At 42.1% G+C, this 22045-nt stretch carries 23 protein-coding genes and 1 pseudogene; all 24 read left to right on the forward strand.

The window, feature by feature from the left end:
• Window positions 1-19 precede the first annotated feature (19 nt).
• Window positions 20-631, forward strand: a complete 612-nt coding sequence (locus QZ114_RS03670) for a CPBP family intramembrane glutamic endopeptidase (RefSeq protein WP_295499796.1) — start codon at window positions 20-22, stop codon at window positions 629-631.
• Window positions 632-793: 162 nt separating this feature from the next.
• On the forward strand, window positions 794-1588 hold the full coding sequence (gene ccrZ / locus QZ114_RS03675; RefSeq protein ID WP_295499797.1) for a cell cycle regulator CcrZ: 795 nt from the start codon (window positions 794-796) through the stop codon (window positions 1586-1588).
• A complete protein-coding gene (trmB, locus tag QZ114_RS03680) occupies window positions 1585-2220 on the forward strand; it encodes a tRNA (guanosine(46)-N7)-methyltransferase TrmB (protein WP_295499799.1) in 636 nt (211 codons plus the stop codon). The genes ccrZ and trmB overlap by 4 nt, the downstream gene beginning before the upstream one ends.
• Window positions 2221-2319: 99 nt before the next feature.
• Window positions 2320-2826 (forward strand): ribosome maturation factor RimP, encoded by a 507-nt coding sequence (gene rimP, locus QZ114_RS03685; RefSeq protein ID WP_366926343.1) that lies wholly within the window; start codon window positions 2320-2322, stop codon window positions 2824-2826.
• Window positions 2827-2868: 42 nt separating this feature from the next.
• Window positions 2869-4005 (forward strand): transcription termination factor NusA, encoded by a 1137-nt coding sequence (gene nusA / locus QZ114_RS03690; RefSeq protein ID WP_295499803.1) that lies wholly within the window; start codon window positions 2869-2871, stop codon window positions 4003-4005.
• An 18-nt stretch (window positions 4006-4023) separates the two neighbouring features.
• Window positions 4024-4317 (forward strand): RNase P modulator RnpM, encoded by a 294-nt coding sequence (locus tag QZ114_RS03695; RefSeq protein WP_000857561.1) that lies wholly within the window; start codon window positions 4024-4026, stop codon window positions 4315-4317.
• A complete protein-coding gene (locus QZ114_RS03700; RefSeq protein WP_061369062.1) occupies window positions 4310-4609 on the forward strand; it encodes a YlxQ-related RNA-binding protein in 300 nt (99 codons plus the stop codon). Before QZ114_RS03695 ends, QZ114_RS03700 begins: the two co-directional genes overlap by 8 nt.
• Window positions 4610-4625: 16 nt before the next feature.
• Window positions 4626-7430, forward strand: a complete 2805-nt coding sequence (gene infB / locus QZ114_RS03705) for a translation initiation factor IF-2 (RefSeq protein ID WP_295499807.1) — start codon at window positions 4626-4628, stop codon at window positions 7428-7430.
• A gap of 254 nt (window positions 7431-7684) precedes the next feature.
• Window positions 7685-8035: a 30S ribosome-binding factor RbfA gene (gene rbfA / locus QZ114_RS03710; RefSeq protein ID WP_001273601.1), complete on the forward strand. Its 351-nt coding sequence runs from the start codon at window positions 7685-7687 to the stop codon at window positions 8033-8035.
• A gap of 95 nt (window positions 8036-8130) precedes the next feature.
• Window positions 8131-8364 carry a DUF1858 domain-containing protein gene (locus tag QZ114_RS03715; RefSeq protein ID WP_000368734.1) on the forward strand — a complete coding sequence of 78 codons (234 nt, stop codon included), beginning with the start codon at window positions 8131-8133 and terminating at the stop codon, window positions 8362-8364.
• Window positions 8364-9698, forward strand: coding sequence for a DUF438 domain-containing protein (locus tag QZ114_RS03720; RefSeq protein WP_295499809.1), 1335 nt, complete (start codon window positions 8364-8366; stop codon window positions 9696-9698). The genes QZ114_RS03715 and QZ114_RS03720 overlap by 1 nt, the downstream gene beginning before the upstream one ends.
• 9 nt (window positions 9699-9707) lie before the next feature.
• Window positions 9708-9962 carry a DUF1912 family protein gene (locus QZ114_RS03725; protein WP_000119706.1) on the forward strand — a complete coding sequence of 85 codons (255 nt, stop codon included), beginning with the start codon at window positions 9708-9710 and terminating at the stop codon, window positions 9960-9962.
• A 95-nt stretch (window positions 9963-10057) separates the two neighbouring features.
• Entirely contained in the window at window positions 10058-10453 is a 396-nt protein-coding gene (locus tag QZ114_RS03730; protein WP_042900374.1) for a helicase, read from the forward strand.
• 274 nt (window positions 10454-10727) lie between these two features.
• Complete coding sequence (locus tag QZ114_RS03735) at window positions 10728-11288, forward strand: GNAT family N-acetyltransferase (RefSeq protein ID WP_295499812.1); 561 nt, start codon at window positions 10728-10730, stop codon at window positions 11286-11288.
• Window positions 11288-11866 (forward strand): AAA family ATPase, encoded by a 579-nt coding sequence (locus QZ114_RS03740; protein WP_295499814.1) that lies wholly within the window; start codon window positions 11288-11290, stop codon window positions 11864-11866. The genes QZ114_RS03735 and QZ114_RS03740 overlap by 1 nt, the downstream gene beginning before the upstream one ends.
• Window positions 11859-14507 (forward strand): valine--tRNA ligase, encoded by a 2649-nt coding sequence (locus tag QZ114_RS03745; protein WP_295499817.1) that lies wholly within the window; start codon window positions 11859-11861, stop codon window positions 14505-14507. The genes QZ114_RS03740 and QZ114_RS03745 overlap by 8 nt, the downstream gene beginning before the upstream one ends.
• A gap of 261 nt (window positions 14508-14768) precedes the next feature.
• On the forward strand, window positions 14769-15506 hold the full coding sequence (locus QZ114_RS03750; protein ID WP_295499818.1) for a DUF3883 domain-containing protein: 738 nt from the start codon (window positions 14769-14771) through the stop codon (window positions 15504-15506).
• Between the two features lie 20 nt (window positions 15507-15526).
• Window positions 15527-15688: a hypothetical protein gene (locus QZ114_RS03755; RefSeq protein WP_295499819.1), complete on the forward strand. Its 162-nt coding sequence runs from the start codon at window positions 15527-15529 to the stop codon at window positions 15686-15688.
• A 117-nt stretch (window positions 15689-15805) separates the two neighbouring features.
• A complete protein-coding gene (locus QZ114_RS03760) occupies window positions 15806-16381 on the forward strand; it encodes a TetR/AcrR family transcriptional regulator (protein WP_295499821.1) in 576 nt (191 codons plus the stop codon).
• Entirely contained in the window at window positions 16378-17058 is a 681-nt protein-coding gene (locus QZ114_RS03765; RefSeq protein ID WP_295499823.1) for an ABC transporter ATP-binding protein, read from the forward strand. The genes QZ114_RS03760 and QZ114_RS03765 overlap by 4 nt, the downstream gene beginning before the upstream one ends.
• Before the next feature lie 3 nt (window positions 17059-17061).
• Window positions 17062-18207, forward strand: coding sequence for an FtsX-like permease family protein (locus QZ114_RS03770; protein WP_295499825.1), 1146 nt, complete (start codon window positions 17062-17064; stop codon window positions 18205-18207).
• Window positions 18208-18615: 408 nt separating this feature from the next.
• The gene (gene rpoE, locus QZ114_RS03775; protein WP_000418407.1) at window positions 18616-19206 is read left to right on the forward strand and encodes a DNA-directed RNA polymerase subunit delta; all 591 of its coding nucleotides are present in this window, start codon (window positions 18616-18618) and stop codon (window positions 19204-19206) included.
• A gap of 515 nt (window positions 19207-19721) precedes the next feature.
• A complete protein-coding gene (locus QZ114_RS03780) occupies window positions 19722-21329 on the forward strand; it encodes a CTP synthase (protein ID WP_295499828.1) in 1608 nt (535 codons plus the stop codon).
• 315 nt (window positions 21330-21644) lie between these two features.
• Window positions 21645-22028 (forward strand): annotated as a pseudogene (gene tnpA / locus QZ114_RS03785) (IS200/IS605 family transposase); the annotation flags it as partial.
• Window positions 22029-22045 lie beyond the last annotated feature (17 nt).

Consider the following 22045-nt stretch of genomic DNA (forward strand, 5'->3'; position numbering starts at 1 on the left):
TGTTGAGGAGGATAGTTTTATGGTCATTTTCAATAAGTGTCATGCCTTGTTTTTGGGATTTTTAGTATTTGCAATCGTTGGTGCGGCGGGATATTCCGTCAATCAAGGAGATTATTTTCAACACCAGTACACATTCATTGTTGTAAAGAGTCTCTTGCTTTTCCTTAGTTTTGGCTATGCGAAATGGTTTGATATGATTTCTTTGGGGATGTTAAGCAAGAAACAACTCTTGCTCTTCATTGGAATTTTTCTTCTCACTGTGCTGGTAAGTATTAGCTATCATGCTTTTTTCTCAGTTGTTTCTGGTGCTTCGGATCAACACCTTGAGGAAGCTAGTAAAGGACTTTCGCTTTCCTTTATTGTTAGTGCTATAGTTTTGGCACCTATCCAGGAGGAACTCCTGTTTAGAGGACTTCTTCAGGGTGCGGTTTTTGACAATTCTTGGCTGGGACTTGTACTAACTTCCTCTCTCTTTTCTTTCATGCATGAACCTTATGATGTGCCCTCGTTTTTCTATTATCTACTTGGTGGTTTGTTACTGGGCTTTGCTTATAAAAAGAGCCAAAACCTATGGGTTTCTACTCTAGTCCATATGTTTTACAATAGTTTGCCACTCTTAACTTATTTCTAAACATCATGAAAAGGTAAGCAGAAGACGGTGCTTGCCTTTTTCTTTCTAGAATGATAGCCCAAGCCAATCCAGAGGCTTTTCTTTGAGAATCAGGTGTGGAGCGGTTGACGAATAGGCCAAAAACTAGTAGAATAGTAAGGAAACTTTATACGGAGGAAAGAAATGGATTTGGGTGATAATGAGCTAACACTGACTCCCATACCTGGGAAAAGTGGCAAGGCTTATATGGGTAGCTATCCTGATGGGAAGCGTATCTTTGTAAAAATGAACACCTCTCCAATCCTACCTGGTCTAGCTAGAGAACAAATTGCTCCACAGTTATTATGGAGTCGCCGTTTGGCAGATGGGCGTGATATGTGTGCTCAAGAATGGTTGACAGGCAAGATATTGACCCCCTATGATATGAATAGTAAACAAATCGTCAATATTTTAACTCGTCTTCATCGTTCACGTCCTTTGATGACACAGTTGAGTCGTTTGGGATATGCCATGGAAAGACCCGCAGATTTACTGCAATCTTGGCTAGGAATGGTTCCAGATGCCTTGCGTAAGAATCAGTATCTCAGTCAAGTAGTAGCTGAATTACGTAAAACTGTTCCAGGATTTAAAGAGGATCATGCGACGATTGTCCATGGAGATGTACGTCATAGTAATTGGATTGAGACAGATAGTGGTTTGATTTATCTGGTAGACTGGGATTCGGTTCGCTTGACTGATCGCATGTTTGATGTGGCCCATATGCTCTGTCATTACATTCCAGAACATGAGTGGAAGGAATGGCTGACCTACTATGGGTATAAGTACAATCAAACAGTATTGAATAAATTGTATTGGTATGGTCAATATTCTTATTTGAGCCAGATTTCCAAATATTATATGAATCAAGATTTAGAAAATGTCAATCGGGAGATTAAGGGACTACGTCTCTTCCGGGACAAGTATGGAAAGAGAAAATGAGAGTTAGAAATCGTAAAGGGGCAACAGAATTACTAGAGGCAAATCCCCAATATGTGGTCCTCAATCCCTTAGAAGCTAAGGGAAAATGGCGGGATTTGTTCGGCAACGACAATCCCATTCATGTGGAAGTTGGAAGTGGAAAGGGTGCCTTTGTTTCAGGTATGGCCAAACAAAACCCTGACATCAACTATATCGGGATTGATATTCAAAAGTCTGTTTTGAGTTACGCCTTGGACAAGGTTCTTGAAGTTGGAGTGCCTAATATCAAGCTCTTGTGGGTAGATGGTTCTGACTTGACTGACTACTTTGAAGACGGTGAGATTGATCGCTTATATCTGAACTTTTCAGATCCATGGCCGAAAAAACGCCATGAAAAGCGTCGTTTGACCTACAAGACCTTCTTGGATACCTTCAAGCGTATCTTACCTGAAAATGGAGAAATTCATTTCAAAACGGACAATCGTGGCTTGTTTGAGTACAGTCTGGTGAGTTTTTCTCAGTATGGCATGAAGCTTAACGGTGTCTGGCTTAATTTACATGCCAGTGATTTTGAAGGCAATGTCATGACAGAATACGAGCAAAAATTCTCCAACAAGGGGCAAGTTATCTACCGAGTTGAGGCAGAATTTTAAGAAATAGCCTGAAATCAGGCTGTATAAGTGCTTTTGCTTTACATAAGTTGGCAAACGTGCTATACTAAGAGTAAGAATATGAGAAAGTGAGGCGGGGAAATATCTTCGCCTCTTGCTTATGAGGAGGTGGACGCAATCGCAACAATCGTAGAATTAGTCAGAGAAGTTGTAGAACCTGTCATTCAAGCACCTTTTGAACTCGTGGACATCGAGTATGGAAAGATTGGCAGTGACATGATTCTCAGTATTTTTGTAGATAAACCTGAAGGAATTACCTTGAACGATACGGCAGACTTGACAGAAATGATCAGTCCTGTCCTAGACACTATCAAGCCAGATCCCTTCCCAGAACAATATTTCCTAGAAATTACCAGTCCAGGCTTGGAACGTCCTTTGAAAACCAAGGATGCTGTCGCTGGAGCGGTTGGGAAATACATCCATGTCGGGCTCTACCAAGCCATAGATAAGCAAAAGGTCTTTGAAGGAACCTTGGTGGCCTTTGAAGAGGACGAGTTAACTATGGAATATATGGACAAGACGCGTAAGAAAACTGTCCAAATCCCATACAGTTTAATATCAAAAGCACGTTTAGCAGTTAAATTATAGAAAAGAAAGGACAGCTTTTGAGGATTCAAAAGTGAAGAAAACATGAGTAAAGAAATGCTAGAGGCCTTCCGCATTTTGGAAGAAGATAAGGGAATCAAAAAAGAAGATATCATCGACGCAGTAGTAGAGTCGCTTCGTTCCGCTTATCGCAGACGCTATGGTCAATCAGACAGCGTAGCTATTGACTTCAACGAAAAAACAGGTGACTTTACAGTTTATACTGTCCGTGAAGTGGTTGATGAAGTATTTGATAGTCGTTTGGAAATCAGCTTGAAAGATGCTCTTGCCATCAATTCAGCCTATGAACTTGGTGATAAAATCAAGTTTGAAGAAGCACCTGCTGAGTTTGGTCGTGTAGCAGCCCAATCTGCCAAACAAACCATCATGGAAAAAATGCGCAAGCAAACACGTGCCATTACCTACAATACTTATAAAGAACATGAACAAGAAATCATGTCTGGTACAGTAGAACGCTTTGACAACCGCTTCATCTATGTCAACCTCGGCAGTATCGAAGCCCAATTGTCAAAACAAGACCAAATCCCTGGAGAAGTTTTTGCTTCTCATGATCGTATCGAAGTCTATGTCTACAAGGTTGAAGACAACCCTCGCGGAGTGAACGTCTTTGTCAGCCGTAGCCATCCAGAAATGATCAAACGATTGATGGAGCAAGAAATTCCAGAAGTTTATGATGGAACTGTTGAAATCATGAGCGTGGCTCGTGAAGCTGGTGACCGTACTAAGGTTGCTGTTCGCAGTCACAATCCCAACGTGGACGCTATCGGTACAATCGTTGGACGTGGTGGAGCTAATATCAAGAAGATTACCAGCAAATTCCACCCAGCTCGCTACGATGCTAAAAATGATCGTATGGTGCCAATCGAGGAAAATATCGATGTTATCGAGTGGGTAGCAGATCCAGCCGAATTTATCTACAATGCCATCGCTCCTGCTGAAGTTGACCAAGTTATCTTTGATGAAAACGACAGCAAACGTGCCTTGGTGGTTGTTCCTGATAACAAACTTTCTCTTGCAATCGGTCGTCGTGGGCAAAACGTTCGTTTGGCAGCTCACTTGACTGGTTACCGTATCGATATCAAGTCTGCTAGTGAATTTGAAGCTATGGAAGAAACTGCTTCAGTAGGTTTGGAAGCAGAAAACGAAACTGTAGAAGAATAAAAGCTGCTAGGGGGGAATATGAAAACGAGAAAAATCCCTTTGCGCAAGTCTGTTGTGTCCAATGAAGTGATTGATAAGCGTGATTTGCTCCGTATTGTCAAAAACAAAGAAGGGCAAGTCTTTATTGATCCGACAGGCAAGGCTAATGGTCGTGGCGCTTATATCAAACTAGACAATGCAGAAGCCCTAGAGGCGAAAAAGAAGAAGGTCTTTAACCGCAGCTTTAGCATGGAAGTGGATGAAAGCTTTTATGACGAGTTGATCGCTTATGTGGATCACAAAGTGAAAAGAAGAGAGTTAGGACTTGAATAAGCAAAAGATAAGCAATCTCTTGGGACTTGCTCAGCGAGCAGGGCGGATCATATCGGGTGAAGAATTGGTGGTCAAGGCCATTCAAGACGGCAAGGTCAAGTTAGTCTTTCTAGCCCATGATGCTGGACCCAATCTGACCAAGAAGATTCAAGATAAAAGTCATTATTATCAAGTAGAAATTGTAACCGTGTTTTCAACACTGGAATTAAGCATAGCAGTCGGGAAATCGAGAAAGGTTTTGGCTGTAACAGATGCTGGATTTACAAAGAAAATGAGGTCTCTTATGGAATAGAAGAGGAGGACATGATTTGTCTAAGAAAAGATTGTACGAAATCGCAAAAGAACTTGGAAAAGAAAGTAAAGAAGTTGTAGCGCGTGCAAAAGAGTTGGGCTTGGATGTGAAAAGCCACTCATCAAGTGTGGAAGAAGCTGTCGCTGCAAAAATCGCTGCCAGCTTTAAACCTGCTCCTGCTCCGAAAGTAGAAGCAAAATCTGCAGAACAAAAAGCAAGTGCAGAAAAGAAAGCCGAGAAATCTGAGCCAGCTAAACCAGCTGTAGCCAAGGAAGAGGCAAAAAATGCTGAGCCAGTCGCTCCTAAAACAGAAAAAGTAGTAGCTAAACCGCAAAGTCGTAATTTCAAGGCTGAGCGTGAAGCTCGTGCCAAAGAGCAGGCAGAACGACGCAAGCAAAATAAGGGCAATAACCGTGACCAACAAAAGGGAAATTATCAAAAGAATGATAACCGCAATGGTGGAAAACAAGGTCAAGGCAATCGCGACAATCGTCGCTTTAATGACCAAGCTAAGAAACAGCAAGGTCAGCAAAATCGTGAAAATGAGCGCCGTCAACAAGAGGACAAACGTCCAAATCAAGCGGCTCCACGTATTGACTTTAAAGCCCGTGCAGCAGCCCTAAAAGCAGAGCAAAATGCAGAGTATGCACGTTCAAGTGAGGAACGCTTCAAGCAATATCAGGCTGCTAAAGAAGCTTTGGCTCAAGCAAACAAACGCAAGGAGCCAGAGGAAATCTTTGAAGAGGTTGCTAAACTAGCTGAACAAGCCCAACAAGAGCAACAAGTTCAAGCAGTAATTGAAGTGGTGCCTGAGAAAAAAGAACCTGCAGTGGATACACGTCGTAAAAAACAAGCTCGACCAGATAAAGAACGTGACGATTATGATCACGAAGAAGATGGTCCTAGAAAAAACCAAAAGAATCGAAGTAGTCAAAATCAAGTGAGAAATCAAAAGAATAGTAACTGGAATAATAGTAATAACAAAAAGAATAAAAAAGGCAATAAGCAAAACAATCGCAATCAGGCTCCAAAACCTGTTACAGAGCGTAAATTCCATGAATTGCCAACAGAATTTGAGTATACAGATGGTATGACGGTTGCGGAAATCGCAAAACGTATCAAACGTGAACCAGCTGAAATCGTTAAGAAACTCTTTATGATGGGTGTCATGGCCACACAAAACCAATCCTTGGATGGGGAAACAATTGAACTCCTCATGGTGGATTACGGTATCGAAGCTAAACAAAAGGTTGAAGTGGATAATGCTGACATCGAACGTTTCTTTGTCGAAGATGGTTATCTCAATGAAGATGAATTGGTTGAGCGTCCACCAGTTGTAACTATCATGGGACACGTTGACCACGGTAAAACAACCCTCCTAGATACTCTTCGTAACTCTCGTGTTGCGACAGGTGAAGCAGGTGGTATCACTCAGCATATCGGTGCCTACCAAATTGTTGAAAATGGCAAGAAGATTACCTTCCTTGATACACCAGGACACGCGGCCTTTACATCTATGCGTGCGCGTGGTGCTTCTGTTACCGACATTACTATCTTGGTCGTAGCGGCAGATGACGGGGTTATGCCTCAGACAATCGAAGCCATCAACCACTCAAAAGCAGCCAACGTTCCAATTATTGTAGCCATCAACAAGATTGATAAACCAGGTGCCAACCCAGAACGCGTTATCGGTGAATTGGCAGAGCATGGAGTTATGTCAACTGCTTGGGGTGGAGATTCTGAATTTGTTGAGATCTCAGCTAAATTCAACCAAAACATCGAAGAATTGTTGGAAACAGTCCTTCTTGTAGCTGAAATCCAAGAACTCAAAGCGGATCCAACAGTGCGTGCGATCGGTACAGTTATCGAAGCTCGTCTGGATAAAGGAAAAGGTGCGGTCGCAACCCTTCTTGTTCAACAAGGTACCTTGAATGTCCAAGACCCAATCGTTGTCGGAAATACCTTCGGTCGTGTCCGTGCCATGACCAACGATCTTGGTCGTCGTGTTAAGGTAGCAGGTCCATCAACACCAGTTTCAATCACAGGTTTGAACGAAGCGCCAATGGCAGGTGACCACTTTGCCGTTTACGAAGATGAAAAATCTGCGCGTGCAGCAGGTGAAGAGCGTGCCAAACGTGCCCTTATGAAACAACGTCAAGCTACCCAACGTGTCAGCCTTGAAAACCTCTTTGATACCCTTAAAGCTGGTGAACTCAAATCAGTTAATGTTATCATCAAGGCCGATGTACAAGGTTCTGTTGAAGCCCTTTCTGCCTCACTTCAAAAGATTGACGTGGAAGGTGTCAAAGTTACCATCGTTCACTCTGCGGTCGGTGCTATCAACGAATCAGACGTAACCCTTGCCGAAGCTTCAAATGCCTTTATCGTTGGTTTCAACGTACGCCCTACACCACAAGCTCGTCAACAGGCAGAAGCTGACGATGTGGAAATCCGTCTCCACAGCATTATCTACAAGGTTATCGAAGAGATGGAAGAAGCCATGAAAGGGATGCTTGATCCAGAATTTGAAGAAAAAGTTATTGGTGAAGCAGTTATTCGTGAAACCTTCAAGGTGTCTAAAGTGGGAACTATCGGTGGATTCATGGTTATCAACGGTAAGGTTACCCGTGACTCTAAAGTCCGTGTTATCCGTGACGGTGTTGTTATCTATGATGGCGAACTCGCAAGCTTGAAACACTACAAAGACGACGTTAAAGAAGTGACAAACGGCCGTGAAGGTGGATTGATGATCGATGGCTACAATGATATCAAGATGGATGATGTGATTGAGGCCTATGTCATGGAAGAAATCAAACGATAAGATTTTTGCTCCTTTCTTAGGTGGTGAGGGACGCAAGCAAACCGATGGTTTCATTGCTTATTTTTGAGCCTAGGGTCTCAAAAATCCCCTGTGATGGGACTGATAAATCAGTCCCATCACTTTCACCACAGCGAAAGAAGCGGATGATTTCAAATTGAACTTCGTTTCAATTTGAATTAAAAATCAAGAAGTTTAAAAATAGCTAGGTCTGCTGGCCTAGCTTTTGGTTCATTATAAAAGTGAAAGGAAGAGATATGGCAAATCATTTTCGTACGGATCGTGTGGGCATGGAAATCAAACGTGAAGTTAATGAGATTTTGCAAAAGAAAGTCCGTGATCCGCGTGTCCAAGGTGTGACCATCACAGATGTTCAGATGTTAGGTGATTTATCTGTTGCCAAGGTTTACTACACCATTTTGAGTAACCTTGCTTCAGATAATCAAAAAGCCCAAATCGGGCTTGAAAAAGCAACTGGTACCATCAAACGTGAACTTGGTCGCAATTTGAAATTGTACAAAATCCCAGATTTGACTTTCGTCAAAGACGAATCCATCGAATATGGAAACAAGATTGACGAAATGCTACGCAATCTGGATAAGAACTAAGAAGGAGGGGTAACCCTCTTTTTTGGTGTGTGCCAGTCCTCCTTATGGTATAATAAAATAAATAATATCATTTATAAACGATAATGGAGGTCGTCATGGACAATATCATCGATGTGTCAATTCCTGTTGCAGAAGTGGTGGATAAGCATCCAGAAGTCTTGGAAATCCTAGTGGAGCTGGGTTTTAAACCCCTTGCTAATCCCTTGATGCGTAATACTATCGGTCGCAAAGTATCGCTTAAACAGGGTTCTAAGCTGGAAGGAACCCCTATGGACAAGATTGTCCGCACACTGGAAGCGAATGGCTACGAAGTGATTGGATTAGACTGATGGCAGATGAAAGGATTCATGTCCTACGGGATATTTTGTTAGAATTGCATAATGGAGCCTCTCCTGAGTCGGTTCAGGAGCGCTTTGATGCGACCTTTACAGGTGTTTCAGCTATCGAGATTTCCCTTATGGAGCACGAGCTGATGAACTCAGACTCAGGTGTTACCTTTGAAGATGTCATGGAACTCTGTGATGTCCATGCCAATCTTTTTAAAAATGCTGTTAAGGATGTCGAAGTTGCAGATACCGAGCACCCAGGTCACCCAGTTCGGATTTTCAAAGAAGAAAATCTAGCCCTCCGTGCGACCTTGATTCGCATTCGTAGATTGTTAGATACCTATGAGTCTATGGAAGATGAAGAAATGCTTGCGGAGATGCGCAAGGGCTTGGTCCGTCAGATGGGGCTTTTGGGGCAATTTGACATCCACTACCAACGTAAAGAAGAACTCTTCTTTCCTATCATGGAGCGTTATGGACACGATTCACCTCCCAAAGTTATGTGGGGAGTGGATGATCAGATCAGGGAACTTTTTCAAACAGCTTTAGCGACAGCCAAGTCACTACCAGAAGTGTCGATTAGCACTGTAAGGGAAACTTTTGAAGCCTTTGCGACAGAGTTTGAAAGTATGATTTTCAAGGAAGAGTCCATCCTTCTCATGATTCTCCTTGAGTCCTTCACCCAAGATGACTGGCTTCAGATTGCGGAGGAGAGTGACGTCTATGGCTATGCCATCATCCGTCCGTCTGAGAAATGGGTGCCAGAACGTCAGAGTTTTATTGAGGAAAAGAGTGCAGAGGAGCCTGTACAGTTAGATACGGCAGAGGGTCAAGTTCAGCAAGTTATTGATACGCCAGAAGGCCAGTTCACCATTACCTTTACTCCTAAGGAAAAGGAAGCAGTGCTGGACCGCCATAGTCAACAGGCTTTTGGCAATGGCTATCTTTCAGTCGAGCAGGCTAATCTCATCCTCAATCACCTCCCTATGGAGATTACCTTTGTAAATAAAGACGATATTTTCCAGTATTACAATGACAATACGCCAGCTGATGAGATGATTTTCAAACGGACGCCGTCTCAAATCGGGCGCAATGTCGAACTCTGTCATCCGCCTAAGTACTTGGACAAGGTCAAAACCATCATGAAGGGGCTTCGTGAAGGGGTCAAGGATAAGTATGAAATGTGGTTCAAGTCAGAGTCTCGAGGTAAGTTTGTTCATATTACCTACGCTGCAGTTCATGATGAAGAGGGAGAATTTCAAGGTGTGTTGGAGTATGTTCAGGATATCCAGCCCTACCGTGAGATTGACACGGACTATTTCCGTGGATTAGAATAAGGAGAAAAAATGAGTTACGAACAAGAATTTATGAAGGAATTTGAAGCCTGGGTCAATACCCAGATTATGATTAACGACATGGCGCACAAGGAAAGTCAAAAAGTCTACGAAGAAGACCAAGACGAACGTGCCAAAGATGCCATGATTCGCTACGAAAGTCGTTTGGATGCTTATCAGTTCTTGCTTGGTAAGTTTGAAAACTTCAAAGCAGGCAAGGGATTCCATGATTTGCCAGATGGCTTATTCGGTGAGCGAAATTATTAAACGAGATAGATTCTTGATTTTTTACTAAAATCTTGATAAAATAATTTTATTAAATCCTTGTCAGAACAGGGATTTTTTATTGAAAGGATTTTATCATGTCAAAGAAACTCAATCGTAAAAAACAATTACGAAATAGCCTCCGTCGTGCAGGTGCATTTTCAAGTACTGTGACTAAGGTTGTAGAAGAGACAAAAAAAGTCGTGAAACGTGCAGAACAGTCAGCAAGCCAAGCTAGTAAGGCTGTTTCTAAAAAAGTTGAACAAGCAGTAGAAGCTACCAAAGAGCAAGCTCAAAAAGTAGCCAATTCTGTAGAAGATTTTGCAGCAAACTTGGGTGGACTTCCACTTGACCGTGCCAAAACTTTCTATGATGAAGGAATCAAGTCTGCTTCAGATTTCAAAAACTGGACTGAAAAAGAACTCCTTGCCTTGAAAGGAATCGGCCCAGCTACTATTAAGAAATTGAAAGAAAATGGTATCAAGTTCAAGTAATTTTTCTTGTGCCTTGCATTTCCGAAAAAATCTTGCTACAATAGAGCCATTAGAGGTGTTTTGAATCCCACATTTTACAGAAAGTGGCAGCGCTGAGAAGTCCACAAATGTGTCAAAACTGGTTGCTGATGGATGAAAAATTGAAATATTACTGTCTTTTATTTTAAAGACGAGAGTGGCGGGCTCTGCCCGAATTTGGGTGGTACCGCGGATAACACATTCGTCCCTGTCATGGATATGGCAGGGGCTTTTTTATGGGAAGCGAGGTAGGAAGATGGTGCAAGCACAATTACCAGACCGATTAGAAACCGATCGGCTCGTCTTACGAGTTCGTACAGTGGCGGATGCAGAGGATATCTTTGACTATGCTAGTCTCCCAGAGGTCGCTTATCCAGCAGGTTTTCCGCCCGTCAAGATCTTGGAAGATGAGATTTATTATCTGGAGCATATCCTTCCCGAACGCAATCAAAAGGACAATCTCCCAGCTGGCTATGGGATTGTCGTTAAAGGAACCGATAAAGTCATTGGTTCTGTTGACTTCAACCATCGCCATGCGGATGATGTGCTAGAGCTTGGCTATACCTTGCATCCAGACTACTGGGGTCGAGGCTATGTACCAGAAGCAGCGCGTACCTTGATTAACCTAGCCTTTAAAGATTTGGGTCTTCACAAGATCGAACTGACTTGTTTTGGTTATAATGTCCAAAGTCAACGAGTCGCAGAAAAACTTGGATTTACCCTCGAAGCTCGAATAAGAGATAGAAAGGATGCCCAAGGCAACCGTTGTGACAGTCTGATATATGGCTTGCTGAAGAGTGAGTGGGAGGTGAATTGATGCATCTTTTCATTATCGGTGCTCCAGCTTCAGGAAAAATGACGATTGGTCAAGAGTTATCTCGACTGACAGATGCAACCCTATTTTATAACCATCAAGCCATCGATTTTGCACTGGAAATCTATCAGGACTTTACAGAGGAAATGTGGGAATTTGTTCGTGGAATGACCTTTTCTTTCCTTGGAGCAAGTGCAAGAAATCGGCGATCAGTAATTTTAACTGACGTAATTGATTTTTCAAATCAGTACCAGCTGCTGTATTTGAAGCAAATTCAAGATTTGTTGAATGACTATCATCAAGAGATTCTTTTTGTTGAATTGGAAACAAGCCTTGAAGAGCGCTTACGTCGAAATCGAACGGAGAATCGATTAAAGCACAAACCCTTAAAACGACATATTGAGGTATCTGAAAGAGAAATTTTAGATACAGCTGAAACACTTCAATTAAATTCCCAACGTCGACCTAGTGAGTTGCACCACTACTTTAAAATAAATAATACGAATCTGTCTGCAGAAGAGGTTGCTAAGCAAATTCAAAATAAAATGAACAAAATAGAGAAAGGACACACATATGTCTAAAGAACTTTCACCTAAATACAATCCAGCCGAGGTTGAGGCTGGTCGTTACCAAAAATGGCTTGATGCTGATGTTTTCAAGCCTTCAGGCGATCAAAAAGCCAAGCCTTATTCAATCGTGATTCCACCACCAAATGTAACTGGTAAGCTTCACCTTGGTCACGCTTGGGATACGACTTTGCAGGATATCATCATCCGTCAAAAACGTATGCAAGGTTTTGATACCCTTTGGCTTCCGGGGATGGACCACGCGGGGATTGCGACTCAAGCTAAGGTTGAGGAACGCTTGCGTGGAGAGGGCATTACACGTTATGACCTAGGTCGTGAAAAATTCCTCGACAAGGTCTGGGAATGGAAAGACGAATATGCCACTACTATCAAGGAACAATGGGGCAAGATGGGGCTCTCTGTAGACTACTCTCGTGAGCGTTTCACTCTTGACGAAGGTTTGTCAAAAGCTGTTCGTAAGGTCTTTGTGGACCTTTACAAGAAAGGCTGGATCTACCGTGGTGAGTTTATCATCAACTGGGACCCAGCTGCTCGCACTGCCCTTTCTGATATCGAAGTTATCCATAAGGATGTGGAAGGTGCCTTCTACCACATGAATTACATGCTGGAAGACGGTTCACGAGCCCTTGAAGTTGCGACAACTCGTCCTGAGACTATGTTTGGGGACGTTGCAGTTGCGGTCAATCCAGAAGATCCACGATACAAGGACTTGATCGGTAAAAACGTCATCCTTCCAATTGCTAATAAATTAATCCCAATCGTTGGGGATGAGCATGCTGATCCTGAGTTTGGTACAGGTGTCGTGAAAATCACACCTGCTCACGATCCAAACGACTTCTTGGTTGGTCAACGCCATAACTTGCCACAAGTCAACGTCATGAATGATGACGGAACCATGAATGACTTGGCCCTTGAATTTGCAGGCATGGACCGTTTTGAAGCTCGTAAGGCAGTCGTTGCCAAGTTGGAAGAAATCGGCGCCCTCGTTAAAATCGAAAAACGTATCCACAGTGTTGGTCACTCAGAGCGTACAGGTGTAGTGGTTGAACCACGCTTGTCTACACAATGGTTCGTCAAGATGGACCAATTGGCCAAGAATGCCATTGCCAACCAAGACACAGAGGACAAGGTTGAATTCTACCCACCTCGTTTCAACGATACCTTCCTCCAATGGATGGAAAATGTCCACGACTGGGTAATCTCTCGTCAGCTCTGGTGGGGTCACCAAATCCCTGCTTGGTACAATGCTGATGGTGAAATGTATGTCGGCGAAGAAGCTCCAGAAGGTGACGGTTGGACTCAGGACGAAGACGTCTTGGATACGTGGTTCAGTTCTGCCCTTTGGCCATTCTCTACCATGGGCTGGCCGGATGTCGACTCAGCAGACTTTAAACGTTATTATCCAACATCAACTTTGGTGACTGGTTATGATATTATTCCGTTCTGGGTGTCTCGGATGATTTTCCAAGGTTTGGAATTTACTGGCAAGTCGCCATTCAAAAATGCCTTGATTCATGGTCTCATTCGTGATGAGCAAGGACGCAAGATGTCTAAATCTCTCGGTAACGGGATTGATCCAATGGATGTTATTGATAAGTACGGAACAGATAGCCTTCGTTGGTTCCTTTCAAACGGTTCTGCACCAGGTCAAGACGTGCGCTTCTCTTACGAGAAAATGGATGCTTCTTGGAACTTTATTAACAAGATCTGGAACATCTCTCGCTACATCCTCATGAACAATGAAGGCTTGACCCTTGAGCAAGCAACTGCTAATGTGGAAAAAGTTGTCAACAAGGAAGCTGGAAATGTCACAGACCGCTGGATTCTCCACAACCTCAATGAAACGATCGGCAAAGTCACTGAAAACTTTGACAAGTTTGAGTTTGGTGTGGCTGGCCACATCCTCTACAACTTCATTTGGGACGAGTTTGCGGACTGGTACGTTGAGTTGACTAAGGAAGTCCTTTATAGCGACAACGAAGAAGAGAAAGTTATCACACGCTCTGTTCTCCTTTACACCTTGGACAAGATTCTTCGTCTCCTTCACCCAATCATGCCATTCGTGACAGAGGAAATCTTTGGACAAATCTCAGAAGGCTCTATCGTGACAGCAGAATACCCAACTGTCAACCCAGCCTTTGAAGACCTTGCTGCTCATACTGGTGTAGAAAGCCTCAAAGACTTAATCCGTGCTGTTCGGAATGCGCGTGCGGAAGTAAACGTAGCACCAAGCAAGCCTATCACGATTCTTGTTAAGACCAGTGATAGCGACTTGGAAGCCTTCTTTAACAGCAATGTCAACTACATCAAACGCTTCACAAATCCTGAACACTTGGAAATCGCATCAACCATCCCTGCACCTGAACTCGCAATGTCAAGCGTCATCACAGGAGCAGAAATCTACTTGCCACTCGCAGACCTCCTCAATGTCGAAGAAGAACTCGCTCGTCTCGACAAGGAACTAGCTAAATGGCAAAAAGAACTGGACATGGTCGGCAAGAAGCTCTCTAACGAACGCTTCGTAGCCAATGCCAAACCAGAAGTCGTCCAAAAAGAACGCGACAAACAAGCCGACTACCAAGCTAAATACGACGCGACCGTCGCACGTATTGATGAGATGAAGAAGTTAATTTGAAATTTTTAGGGTAAGTAAAATGGGAATTCTAAAGAAAATCTTACAAAACAAAATTGTCAATACAAATGGATATACTCGTTCTGATACTGGTACTAAAGTCCACGCATATCTACGGACTCATCCCAAAAATCAAGGTGCGGGTAAAAAACTTACAAGAAACATTATTAATGCCTTAAAAAAATAATATTAATCTATCAAAACACGGTGTGATGCCGTGTTTTTTTGGTATGATGGAATCAATATCTATTGATGGAGAAAGTGATGTCCAAACACCCTCATTATGAATTGTTAAATTTAATTGGCTACGGTCTGGCCAAGTTTGACAAGCTTTTTATAAAAGAATTTCAATGTTCTAGTAAGTCGGAGTTTTATCACTATGTGGTTTCTTTGGAAATTGCTGAAACAACTGGAGTTGTAAAAAATAGAATGGATTTATTTGATCCTTATTTTGACAATAATCGAAAAGGTTGGTGGCAGAAAGCTGAAGTTTACCGTTTTCGTAAAGATTTAATTGATATGATGTTTGGAAATGAAGATGTTCATAGTTATGCTGAAATCGTTAAAATGTTACTTGCCAGTGAAGGAAAGCGAACAGGCATTACTACCATTGAAAAACCAATAATTCGAACTAAATTCAAACGTCTACAAGAAACTGGAATGGAAGCAGAAAATTATTTTATACTCAACTTTGATAAAGAAGAAAAATTCCAAGGTGGACAGTTAACCGATGCCCGTCTTTATGGTGATGGATATGACTTTCAGGTAGATGTCCAAGAGCATTCTTACCTTGTCGAAGTAAAAGGTATCCGAAAATCTAAGGGGCGTGTGCGTTTAACTGCAAAAGAATTCCAATCAGATTTTATTTTATCCTTAGTTACCAACCTAGATGATATTCCAAAGTTAGTGTTAATCGATAATCCTTTAAAACATTTTGAGTTTAAAAAGAATATTATAAAAAATGAAATCATTGAATATAGAAGCTTAGAAGATTTGTATTAGTTTCCCCTTAACTTTTCCAGTTGAAGGAAAGAGAAGTCTTGACAGGTCAACGTTTAAATGAACTGGAAATCAACGGAATTCGTTTGACCAAGTTTAATAATGGCGAAATCGGCATTGAATTCATCTGGATTGATACCGAAAATCCACCAATCGATGCCATCGGCTGGGTAGCAAAGAAATAAAAAGTTCGCTGTCTTTTTGTTTTGTGTTTTACAGTTTTTTCTTGACAAGTCTTTCTTTTTTATGGTATTCTTTATACAACAAACGTTGCGCAACAAACGTTGCGCGAAAGGAGTCTTATGCCACCAAAGGTTAAATTTAGTAAAGAGGCTATCATTGGGACAGCTTTACAATTGGTGAGAGAAGAGGGCATGGCTAGTTTGACGGCTCGAGCATTAGCGGAGCAACTGGGAGCCACACCAAGAGTCATTTTTGGGCAATTTACCAATATGGCCGAGTTACAAGCAGAGGTTATTAGTGCTGCGGAAATGGTCGTGGTAGAGTATATTCGTAAGGCCTTAGAAGATGAGAAGCCTTTTCGATCCGTCGGGGTTACTTATATCCTTTTCGCTTCAAAAGAACCCCAACTCTTTCAATTGCTTTTCCAAAATCCCAGCAAAGATCCGATTCGTCGCTTTCAAGATTTTCTTCCCATAAAGGATCATAGTTACCAATTGGTTCTGGATTCGATCGTCGCAGACTATCCTTTGACTGTAGAGGAGGCTGATCGCTTGTACCAGCATCTATTTATCTACTCACACGGGATGGCCTCAATGGTTGCTTCTGGCATTTATCAATTTAGCATGGAAGAAGTGATTGGATTATTGACAGAGGTTTGTCAATCTCTCATCAAAGAAATGGTAGGAAAGAAATGATTCAACTAGAAAATGTGCACAAAAGTTACGGCCAAACCAAGGTTTTAAAAGGGATTGATTTGCAGATTCAAGACCAGGATGATGTGGTTATCCTCGGTCCTTCTGGATCAGGCAAGTCAACTCTCTTAAACGTTCTGTCAGGTTTAGAAAAGGTAGACGAGGGACATATCCTCATTCAAGGACAGGATTTAGCTCAACTCACAGATACTCAATTGACAGCCTTTAGACGTGAGAAAATTGCCTTTATTTTTCAGCAGTATTATTTATTGCCTAATCTAACAGTCAGACAGAATGTAAAGATGGGGGCAGACCTGGCAAACAATCATGATTTTTTGCAGATTATCGAGGATTTGGGACTTGGCGATAAGCTGGACAAGTATCCGAGTGAATTGTCAGGTGGGGAACAGCAGAGAGTCTCCATTGCTCGGGCCTTGGCCAAAAAGCCAGAGATTCTTTTCTTAGATGAGCCGACGGGAGCCCTGGATGAAGAAACGGGGCGCAAGATTCTCGACTATATCTGGGAGTTAAAGGAAAAGCTGGGCTTTACCCTCATCATGGTGACGCACAACCAAAATATTGCGGATATGGCAAGAACCATCATTCGTGTCAATAGTGGCAAGATTACCGAAGTTGTGACCAATGATCAGCCACAGACTGCTTATGAGATTGGATGGTAAGCCATGTTTTCAGTAAAAGATATTCGAAAATTAGTTGTCGTAAGTATCATTGGAGCTTGTGCGGTCTTTGTGGCCAATCTCTTCTTGAATTTTTACTTGGACATCGAGCAGTTGGAGATTTCTAAAACCAATCCCATGATTCAGACCTACTATGACGCTCAGGTTTCGCTTTCCTGGATGGTGGCTATGGTCAGTGGAGTCGTCTTGTCCTTGACGTCGGTCCTTCTCATGTGTTTTTATATCAAACAATTTGTCGATGATCACAAGGAACAATTAGGAATTTTAAAGGCTTTGGGCTATAGCAATGGCCAGTTGGCTAAACGATTTTGGGCATTTGGGCTCAGTTTTGGTGCCGGAGCGCTTCTTGGCTATTTCGCTTCTTTTCTTATTATGGGGCATTTTTATGACTTCCGGAATGAAAAGGGGATCCTGCCAGAAATCACCATTCATTTTCATTGGCAGCTCTTGCTTGCTTTTGTGGTTCTTCCAACGGCATTTTTTATGCTTATCGCGGTTGGTTATGCTAGAAGACAACTACAAACGCCGGCTCTTCGCTTATTGAAAAAGTCCCCAACACCAATCAAGGTCAAAAGGAGAAAGAGGGCTCCTAAGAAAGAGAAAGACTTCCTAAAAGAGCTGTCTTCGTCACTAATTTGGGGGAGAAAATCTATCCTGTTTTTTGTAGTCTTTGGCTCTATGTGTTTTGCGGCCATGGTTCAATTGTCCTTTTGTCTAAGGGACTACACAGATGACATCATCCAAACCATGATGATCATGATTGGCTTGATCCTTTCTTTCTCTATTCTCTTTTTGTCATTGGGGATTGTCGTCTCAGAAAGTCGCGAAACCCTGGCTCTTATGAAGGCTTTTGGCTACACAGATCGTGAATGCCAAGGCCATATCCTATCTCCCTATCGTTTCTGGGCCTATCTAGGATTTGTTCTTGGGACGGCTTATCAGTACGCTATCATGGAAATCTTGATTGGTGTGATCAACGATACGGTTCCTGAAAAGATTGAGCATCACTTTGATGGGAATGTTTGTTTCTGGACTTTGATCGGTTTTGCTGTGGTTTATGAAAGCCTCTTTTATCTATCCAACAGAAAACTCCAAAAGCAAACCATCAAAGAAGTACTCTTAGCTGAATAAATAGAGAAGGTTGGATTCTCCAGCCTTTTTCTTATGAAACTCATTAACAAGAGAAGGATTTTTCACTATTCTAGGGAAAATGAAATAAAGGAAAGAAAACGAAGTTACTGGTTGGCAGGACCTGAAATGAACTTTTTACTTGATTTGACGCAACAAATAATCCTTTATCTCTGTAGGAATCCTCTTGCAGTTTGTGGTTGGTATTGGAGTTGCAGTCTTGAGTTATAAATAAATCAATATACCTGTGGTCATGTTACACAGGTCTTTCAATTAGCTGAAATATTTCACCTTTATTTTTTCTTAACCTTTGACTATTTCGCAAAATTATCGTACAATAAAGAGTAAATGATAAAATGAGGTCAGAGTCTATTTGCTCTGGCGATAGTAGTATAAATGAGGAGAAACGCTTTGGAATTAGAAGTATTTGCTGGGCAAGAAAAAAGTGAACTATCTATGATTGAGGTAGCGCGTGCTATCTTGGAACTTCGTGGTCGCGATCACGAGATGCATTTTAGCGATCTTGTAAACGAAATTCAAAACTACCTTGGAACATCAAATAGCGATATCCGCGAAGCTTTGCCTTTGTTCTACACAGAGTTGAACTTTGACGGTAGCTTCATCTCTCTTGGAGACAACAAATGGGGTCTTCGTTCATGGTATGGTGTGGACGAAATTGACGAAGAAATCATCGCTCTTGAAGAAAATGATGACGATGAAGTGGCACCAAAAGCTAAGAAAAAACGCGTCAATGCCTTCATGGATGGCGATTCAGATGCTATTGACTACAATGCAGATGATCCAGAAGACGAGGATGCATACGAAGCCGATCCAGCTCTTTCATATGATGATGAAAATCCAGATGATGAGAAAAATGAAGTGGAAGCTTACGATGCAGAAATCAACGAGATTGCCCCTGATGACTTAGGTGAAGACGTGGATCTCAACGAAGAAGATGACGAGTTTTCAGATGATGATGCTGAAACGAGTGAAGAAGAGTAAAAGACTTTACAGAGGAGGTCGCCTGATCTCCTTTTTTTCTTGCTTGGGCAGAATAGTTGAGCAATTCATCTGTTGGAATGCTGTTCTATTTTTGGTTTTCTGAAATCAATCTCTTTTTTCATGTTTTACCAATTCGAGTTGACAAATAATCTGCTTTAAGGTATCATATTGTTCGGGCACCTCTTTTAGAGGTCGGGGCTCCCTAGTTCTTAGGGAGCTATTTTTGTTTTTTCAAGAAGTTATCTTCTTGTATTTTATACTCAATGAAAATCAAAGAGCAAACTAGGAAACTAGCCGCAGGTTGCTCAAAGCACTGCTTTGAGGTTGTAGATAGAACTGACGAAGTCAGTAACATATATACGGCAAGGCGACGTTGACGCGGTTTGAAGAGATTTTCGAAGAGTATTGGCTGTGAATCTGGTGCAGTCGTTCCAGATTATTCTTATTAGTAGGGTCTTGTTTTCTATGTCCCCTCGTAGTTAGCAAGGCCTTGAGCATTTTAGAAAGAGGAATCTATGTCTACGAAATATATTTTTGTAACTGGTGGTGTGGTATCGTCTATTGGGAAAGGGATTGTGGCAGCGAGTCTAGGTCGTCTATTGAAAAATCGTGGTCTTAAAGTAACTATTCAAAAGTTTGACCCTTATATCAATATCGATCCGGGAACCATGAGTCCTTACCAGCACGGGGAAGTGTTTGTGACAGATGATGGAGCTGAGACAGATTTGGACTTGGGCCACTATGAACGTTTCATCGATATCAATCTTAACAAATATTCCAACGTGACAACTGGTAAAATTTACAGTGAAGTTCTTCGTAAGGAACGCCGTGGAGAATACCTTGGTGCAACTGTTCAGGTTATTCCTCATATCACAGATGCTTTGAAAGAAAAAATCAAGCGTGCCGCTCTAACGACCGATTCTGATGTCATTATTACAGAGGTTGGTGGAACAGTCGGCGATATCGAGTCCCTTCCATTCTTAGAAGCTCTTCGTCAGATGAAGGCAGATGTGGGTGCAGATAATGTCATGTACATCCATACAACCTTGCTTCCTTATCTAAAGGCTGCCGGTGAAATGAAAACCAAACCAACTCAACACTCTGTCAAAGAATTACGTGGCTTGGGAATCCAGCCCAATATGTTGGTTATTCGTACAGAAGAGCCAGCTGGTCAGGGTATTAAAAACAAACTGGCCCAGTTCTGTGATGTGGCACCAGAAGCCGTTATCGAATCGTTGGATGTTGAACACCTTTACCAAATTCCATTGAACTTGCAGGCACAAGGCATGGACCAAATTGTCTGTGACCATTTGAAATTAGATGCACCAGCAGCGGATATGACAGAATGGTCAGTCATGGTGGACAAGGTCATGAACCTCAAGAAACAAGTCAAGATTTCACTTGTCGGTAAGTATGTGGAGTTACAGGATGCCTATATCTCAGTGGTCGAAGCCTTGAAACACTCTGGTTATGCCAACGACGCAGAAGTTAAAATCAATTGGGTCAATGCCAATGATGTGACAGCAGAGAATGTGGCGGAACTCTTGTCTGATGCGGACGGAATCATCGTACCAGGAGGTTTTGGCCAACGTGGTACGGAAGGGAAAATCCAAGCCATCCGCTATGCGCGTGAAAATGATGTTCCCATGTTGGGTGTCTGCTTGGGAATGCAGTTGACTTGTATCGAGTTTGCTCGTCATGTTTTGGGGCTTGAAGGTGCCAATTCTGCAGAGCTTGCACCAGAAACAAAATACCCTATCATTGATATTATGCGTGATCAGATTAATGTTGAGGATATGGGTGGAACTCTTCGTTTGGGACTTTATCCATCGAAGTTGAAACGTGGTTCTAAGGCTGCGGCTGCTTATCACAATCAAGAAGTGGTGCAACGCCGTCACCGTCACCGTTATGAGTTTAATAATGCCTTTCGTGAGCAGTTTGAGGCAGCAGGATTTGTCTTCTCAGGAGTTTCTCCAGATAATCGTTTGGTAGAAATCGTGGAAATCCCTGAAAATAAATTCTTTGTAGCGTGTCAGTATCACCCTGAACTGTCAAGCCGTCCAAATCGCCCAGAAGAACTCTACACTGCCTTTGTCACTGCAGCGGTTGAGAACAGCAATTAGCACAATCAGAACCTTTGAGAAGAATCTCAGAGGTTTTTTTGATCTATTCAAAAAAATTTTGTTAACTCAGGTGCTTGGCAATAAGAATAAGAAGGAGTCTGGGACAATAGTCCCTTATCTCCAAAAAAAGCTAGAGATTTCCAATTGTGGAACTCTAGCTTTTTAATTGTGTGACTATTAGTCCGTCTCGCTCCGTTAGGTGCAAGACAAATAAACCACCCGCTATGCGGGTGCGCGTCGAAGGTTATACCAAAAAACTCCAAACGCGATACAATAAAGGTGTTCAAGCCAATTGTAAAGCGAAAGGAGAAAAATATGGCACAAAAGACACATAGTTTATCACACATAAAGTGGATGTGTAAATATCACATTGTGTTCACCCCTAAGTATAGACGAAAAGTCATTTATAATCAATATCGAAGTAGTTTAGGCGAAATATTTCATCGCTTGTGTAGTTATAAAGGAGTTGAAATTATCGAGGGTCACTTAATGCCAGACCATGTACACATGTTAGTAAGTATTCCACCAAGGATAAGTGTTTCGAGTTTCATGGGTTATTTAAAAGGAAAAAGTGCACTCATGATGTTTGACAAACACGCCAATCTCAAGTACAAGTTTGGGAATCGGCATTTCTGGGCGGAAGGTTATTATGTAAGTACAGTAGGGCTTAATGAAGCCACAATTAAGAAATGTATTCAAGAGTAAAGAGGCTGGGA

The organism is uncultured Streptococcus sp., assembly GCF_901875575.1.
Taxonomy (GTDB): Bacteria; Bacillota; Bacilli; order Lactobacillales; family Streptococcaceae; genus Streptococcus.

Coding starts and splice junctions, on each gene's coding strand:
- QZ114_RS03770 (WP_295499825.1), top strand. CDS start 17,062: ATGTTTTCAGTAAAAGATATTCGAAAATTAGTTGTCGTAAGTATCATT.
- QZ114_RS03725 (WP_000119706.1), top strand. CDS start 9,708: ATGAGTTACGAACAAGAATTTATGAAGGAATTTGAAGCCTGGGTCAAT.
- QZ114_RS03695 (WP_000857561.1), top strand. CDS start 4,024: ATGAAAACGAGAAAAATCCCTTTGCGCAAGTCTGTTGTGTCCAATGAA.
- QZ114_RS03730 (WP_042900374.1), top strand. CDS start 10,058: ATGTCAAAGAAACTCAATCGTAAAAAACAATTACGAAATAGCCTCCGT.
- QZ114_RS03720 (WP_295499809.1), top strand. CDS start 8,364: ATGGCAGATGAAAGGATTCATGTCCTACGGGATATTTTGTTAGAATTG.
- QZ114_RS03765 (WP_295499823.1), top strand. CDS start 16,378: ATGATTCAACTAGAAAATGTGCACAAAAGTTACGGCCAAACCAAGGTT.
- rbfA (WP_001273601.1), top strand. CDS start 7,685: ATGGCAAATCATTTTCGTACGGATCGTGTGGGCATGGAAATCAAACGT.
- ccrZ (WP_295499797.1), top strand. CDS start 794: ATGGATTTGGGTGATAATGAGCTAACACTGACTCCCATACCTGGGAAA.
- QZ114_RS03670 (WP_295499796.1), top strand. CDS start 20: ATGGTCATTTTCAATAAGTGTCATGCCTTGTTTTTGGGATTTTTAGTA.
- QZ114_RS03735 (WP_295499812.1), top strand. CDS start 10,728: ATGGTGCAAGCACAATTACCAGACCGATTAGAAACCGATCGGCTCGTC.
- QZ114_RS03715 (WP_000368734.1), top strand. CDS start 8,131: ATGGACAATATCATCGATGTGTCAATTCCTGTTGCAGAAGTGGTGGAT.
- nusA (WP_295499803.1), top strand. CDS start 2,869: ATGAGTAAAGAAATGCTAGAGGCCTTCCGCATTTTGGAAGAAGATAAG.
- QZ114_RS03780 (WP_295499828.1), top strand. CDS start 19,722: ATGTCTACGAAATATATTTTTGTAACTGGTGGTGTGGTATCGTCTATT.
- QZ114_RS03760 (WP_295499821.1), top strand. CDS start 15,806: ATGCCACCAAAGGTTAAATTTAGTAAAGAGGCTATCATTGGGACAGCT.
- trmB (WP_295499799.1), top strand. CDS start 1,585: ATGAGAGTTAGAAATCGTAAAGGGGCAACAGAATTACTAGAGGCAAAT.
- QZ114_RS03740 (WP_295499814.1), top strand. CDS start 11,288: ATGCATCTTTTCATTATCGGTGCTCCAGCTTCAGGAAAAATGACGATT.
- QZ114_RS03745 (WP_295499817.1), top strand. CDS start 11,859: ATGTCTAAAGAACTTTCACCTAAATACAATCCAGCCGAGGTTGAGGCT.
- QZ114_RS03750 (WP_295499818.1), top strand. CDS start 14,769: ATGTCCAAACACCCTCATTATGAATTGTTAAATTTAATTGGCTACGGT.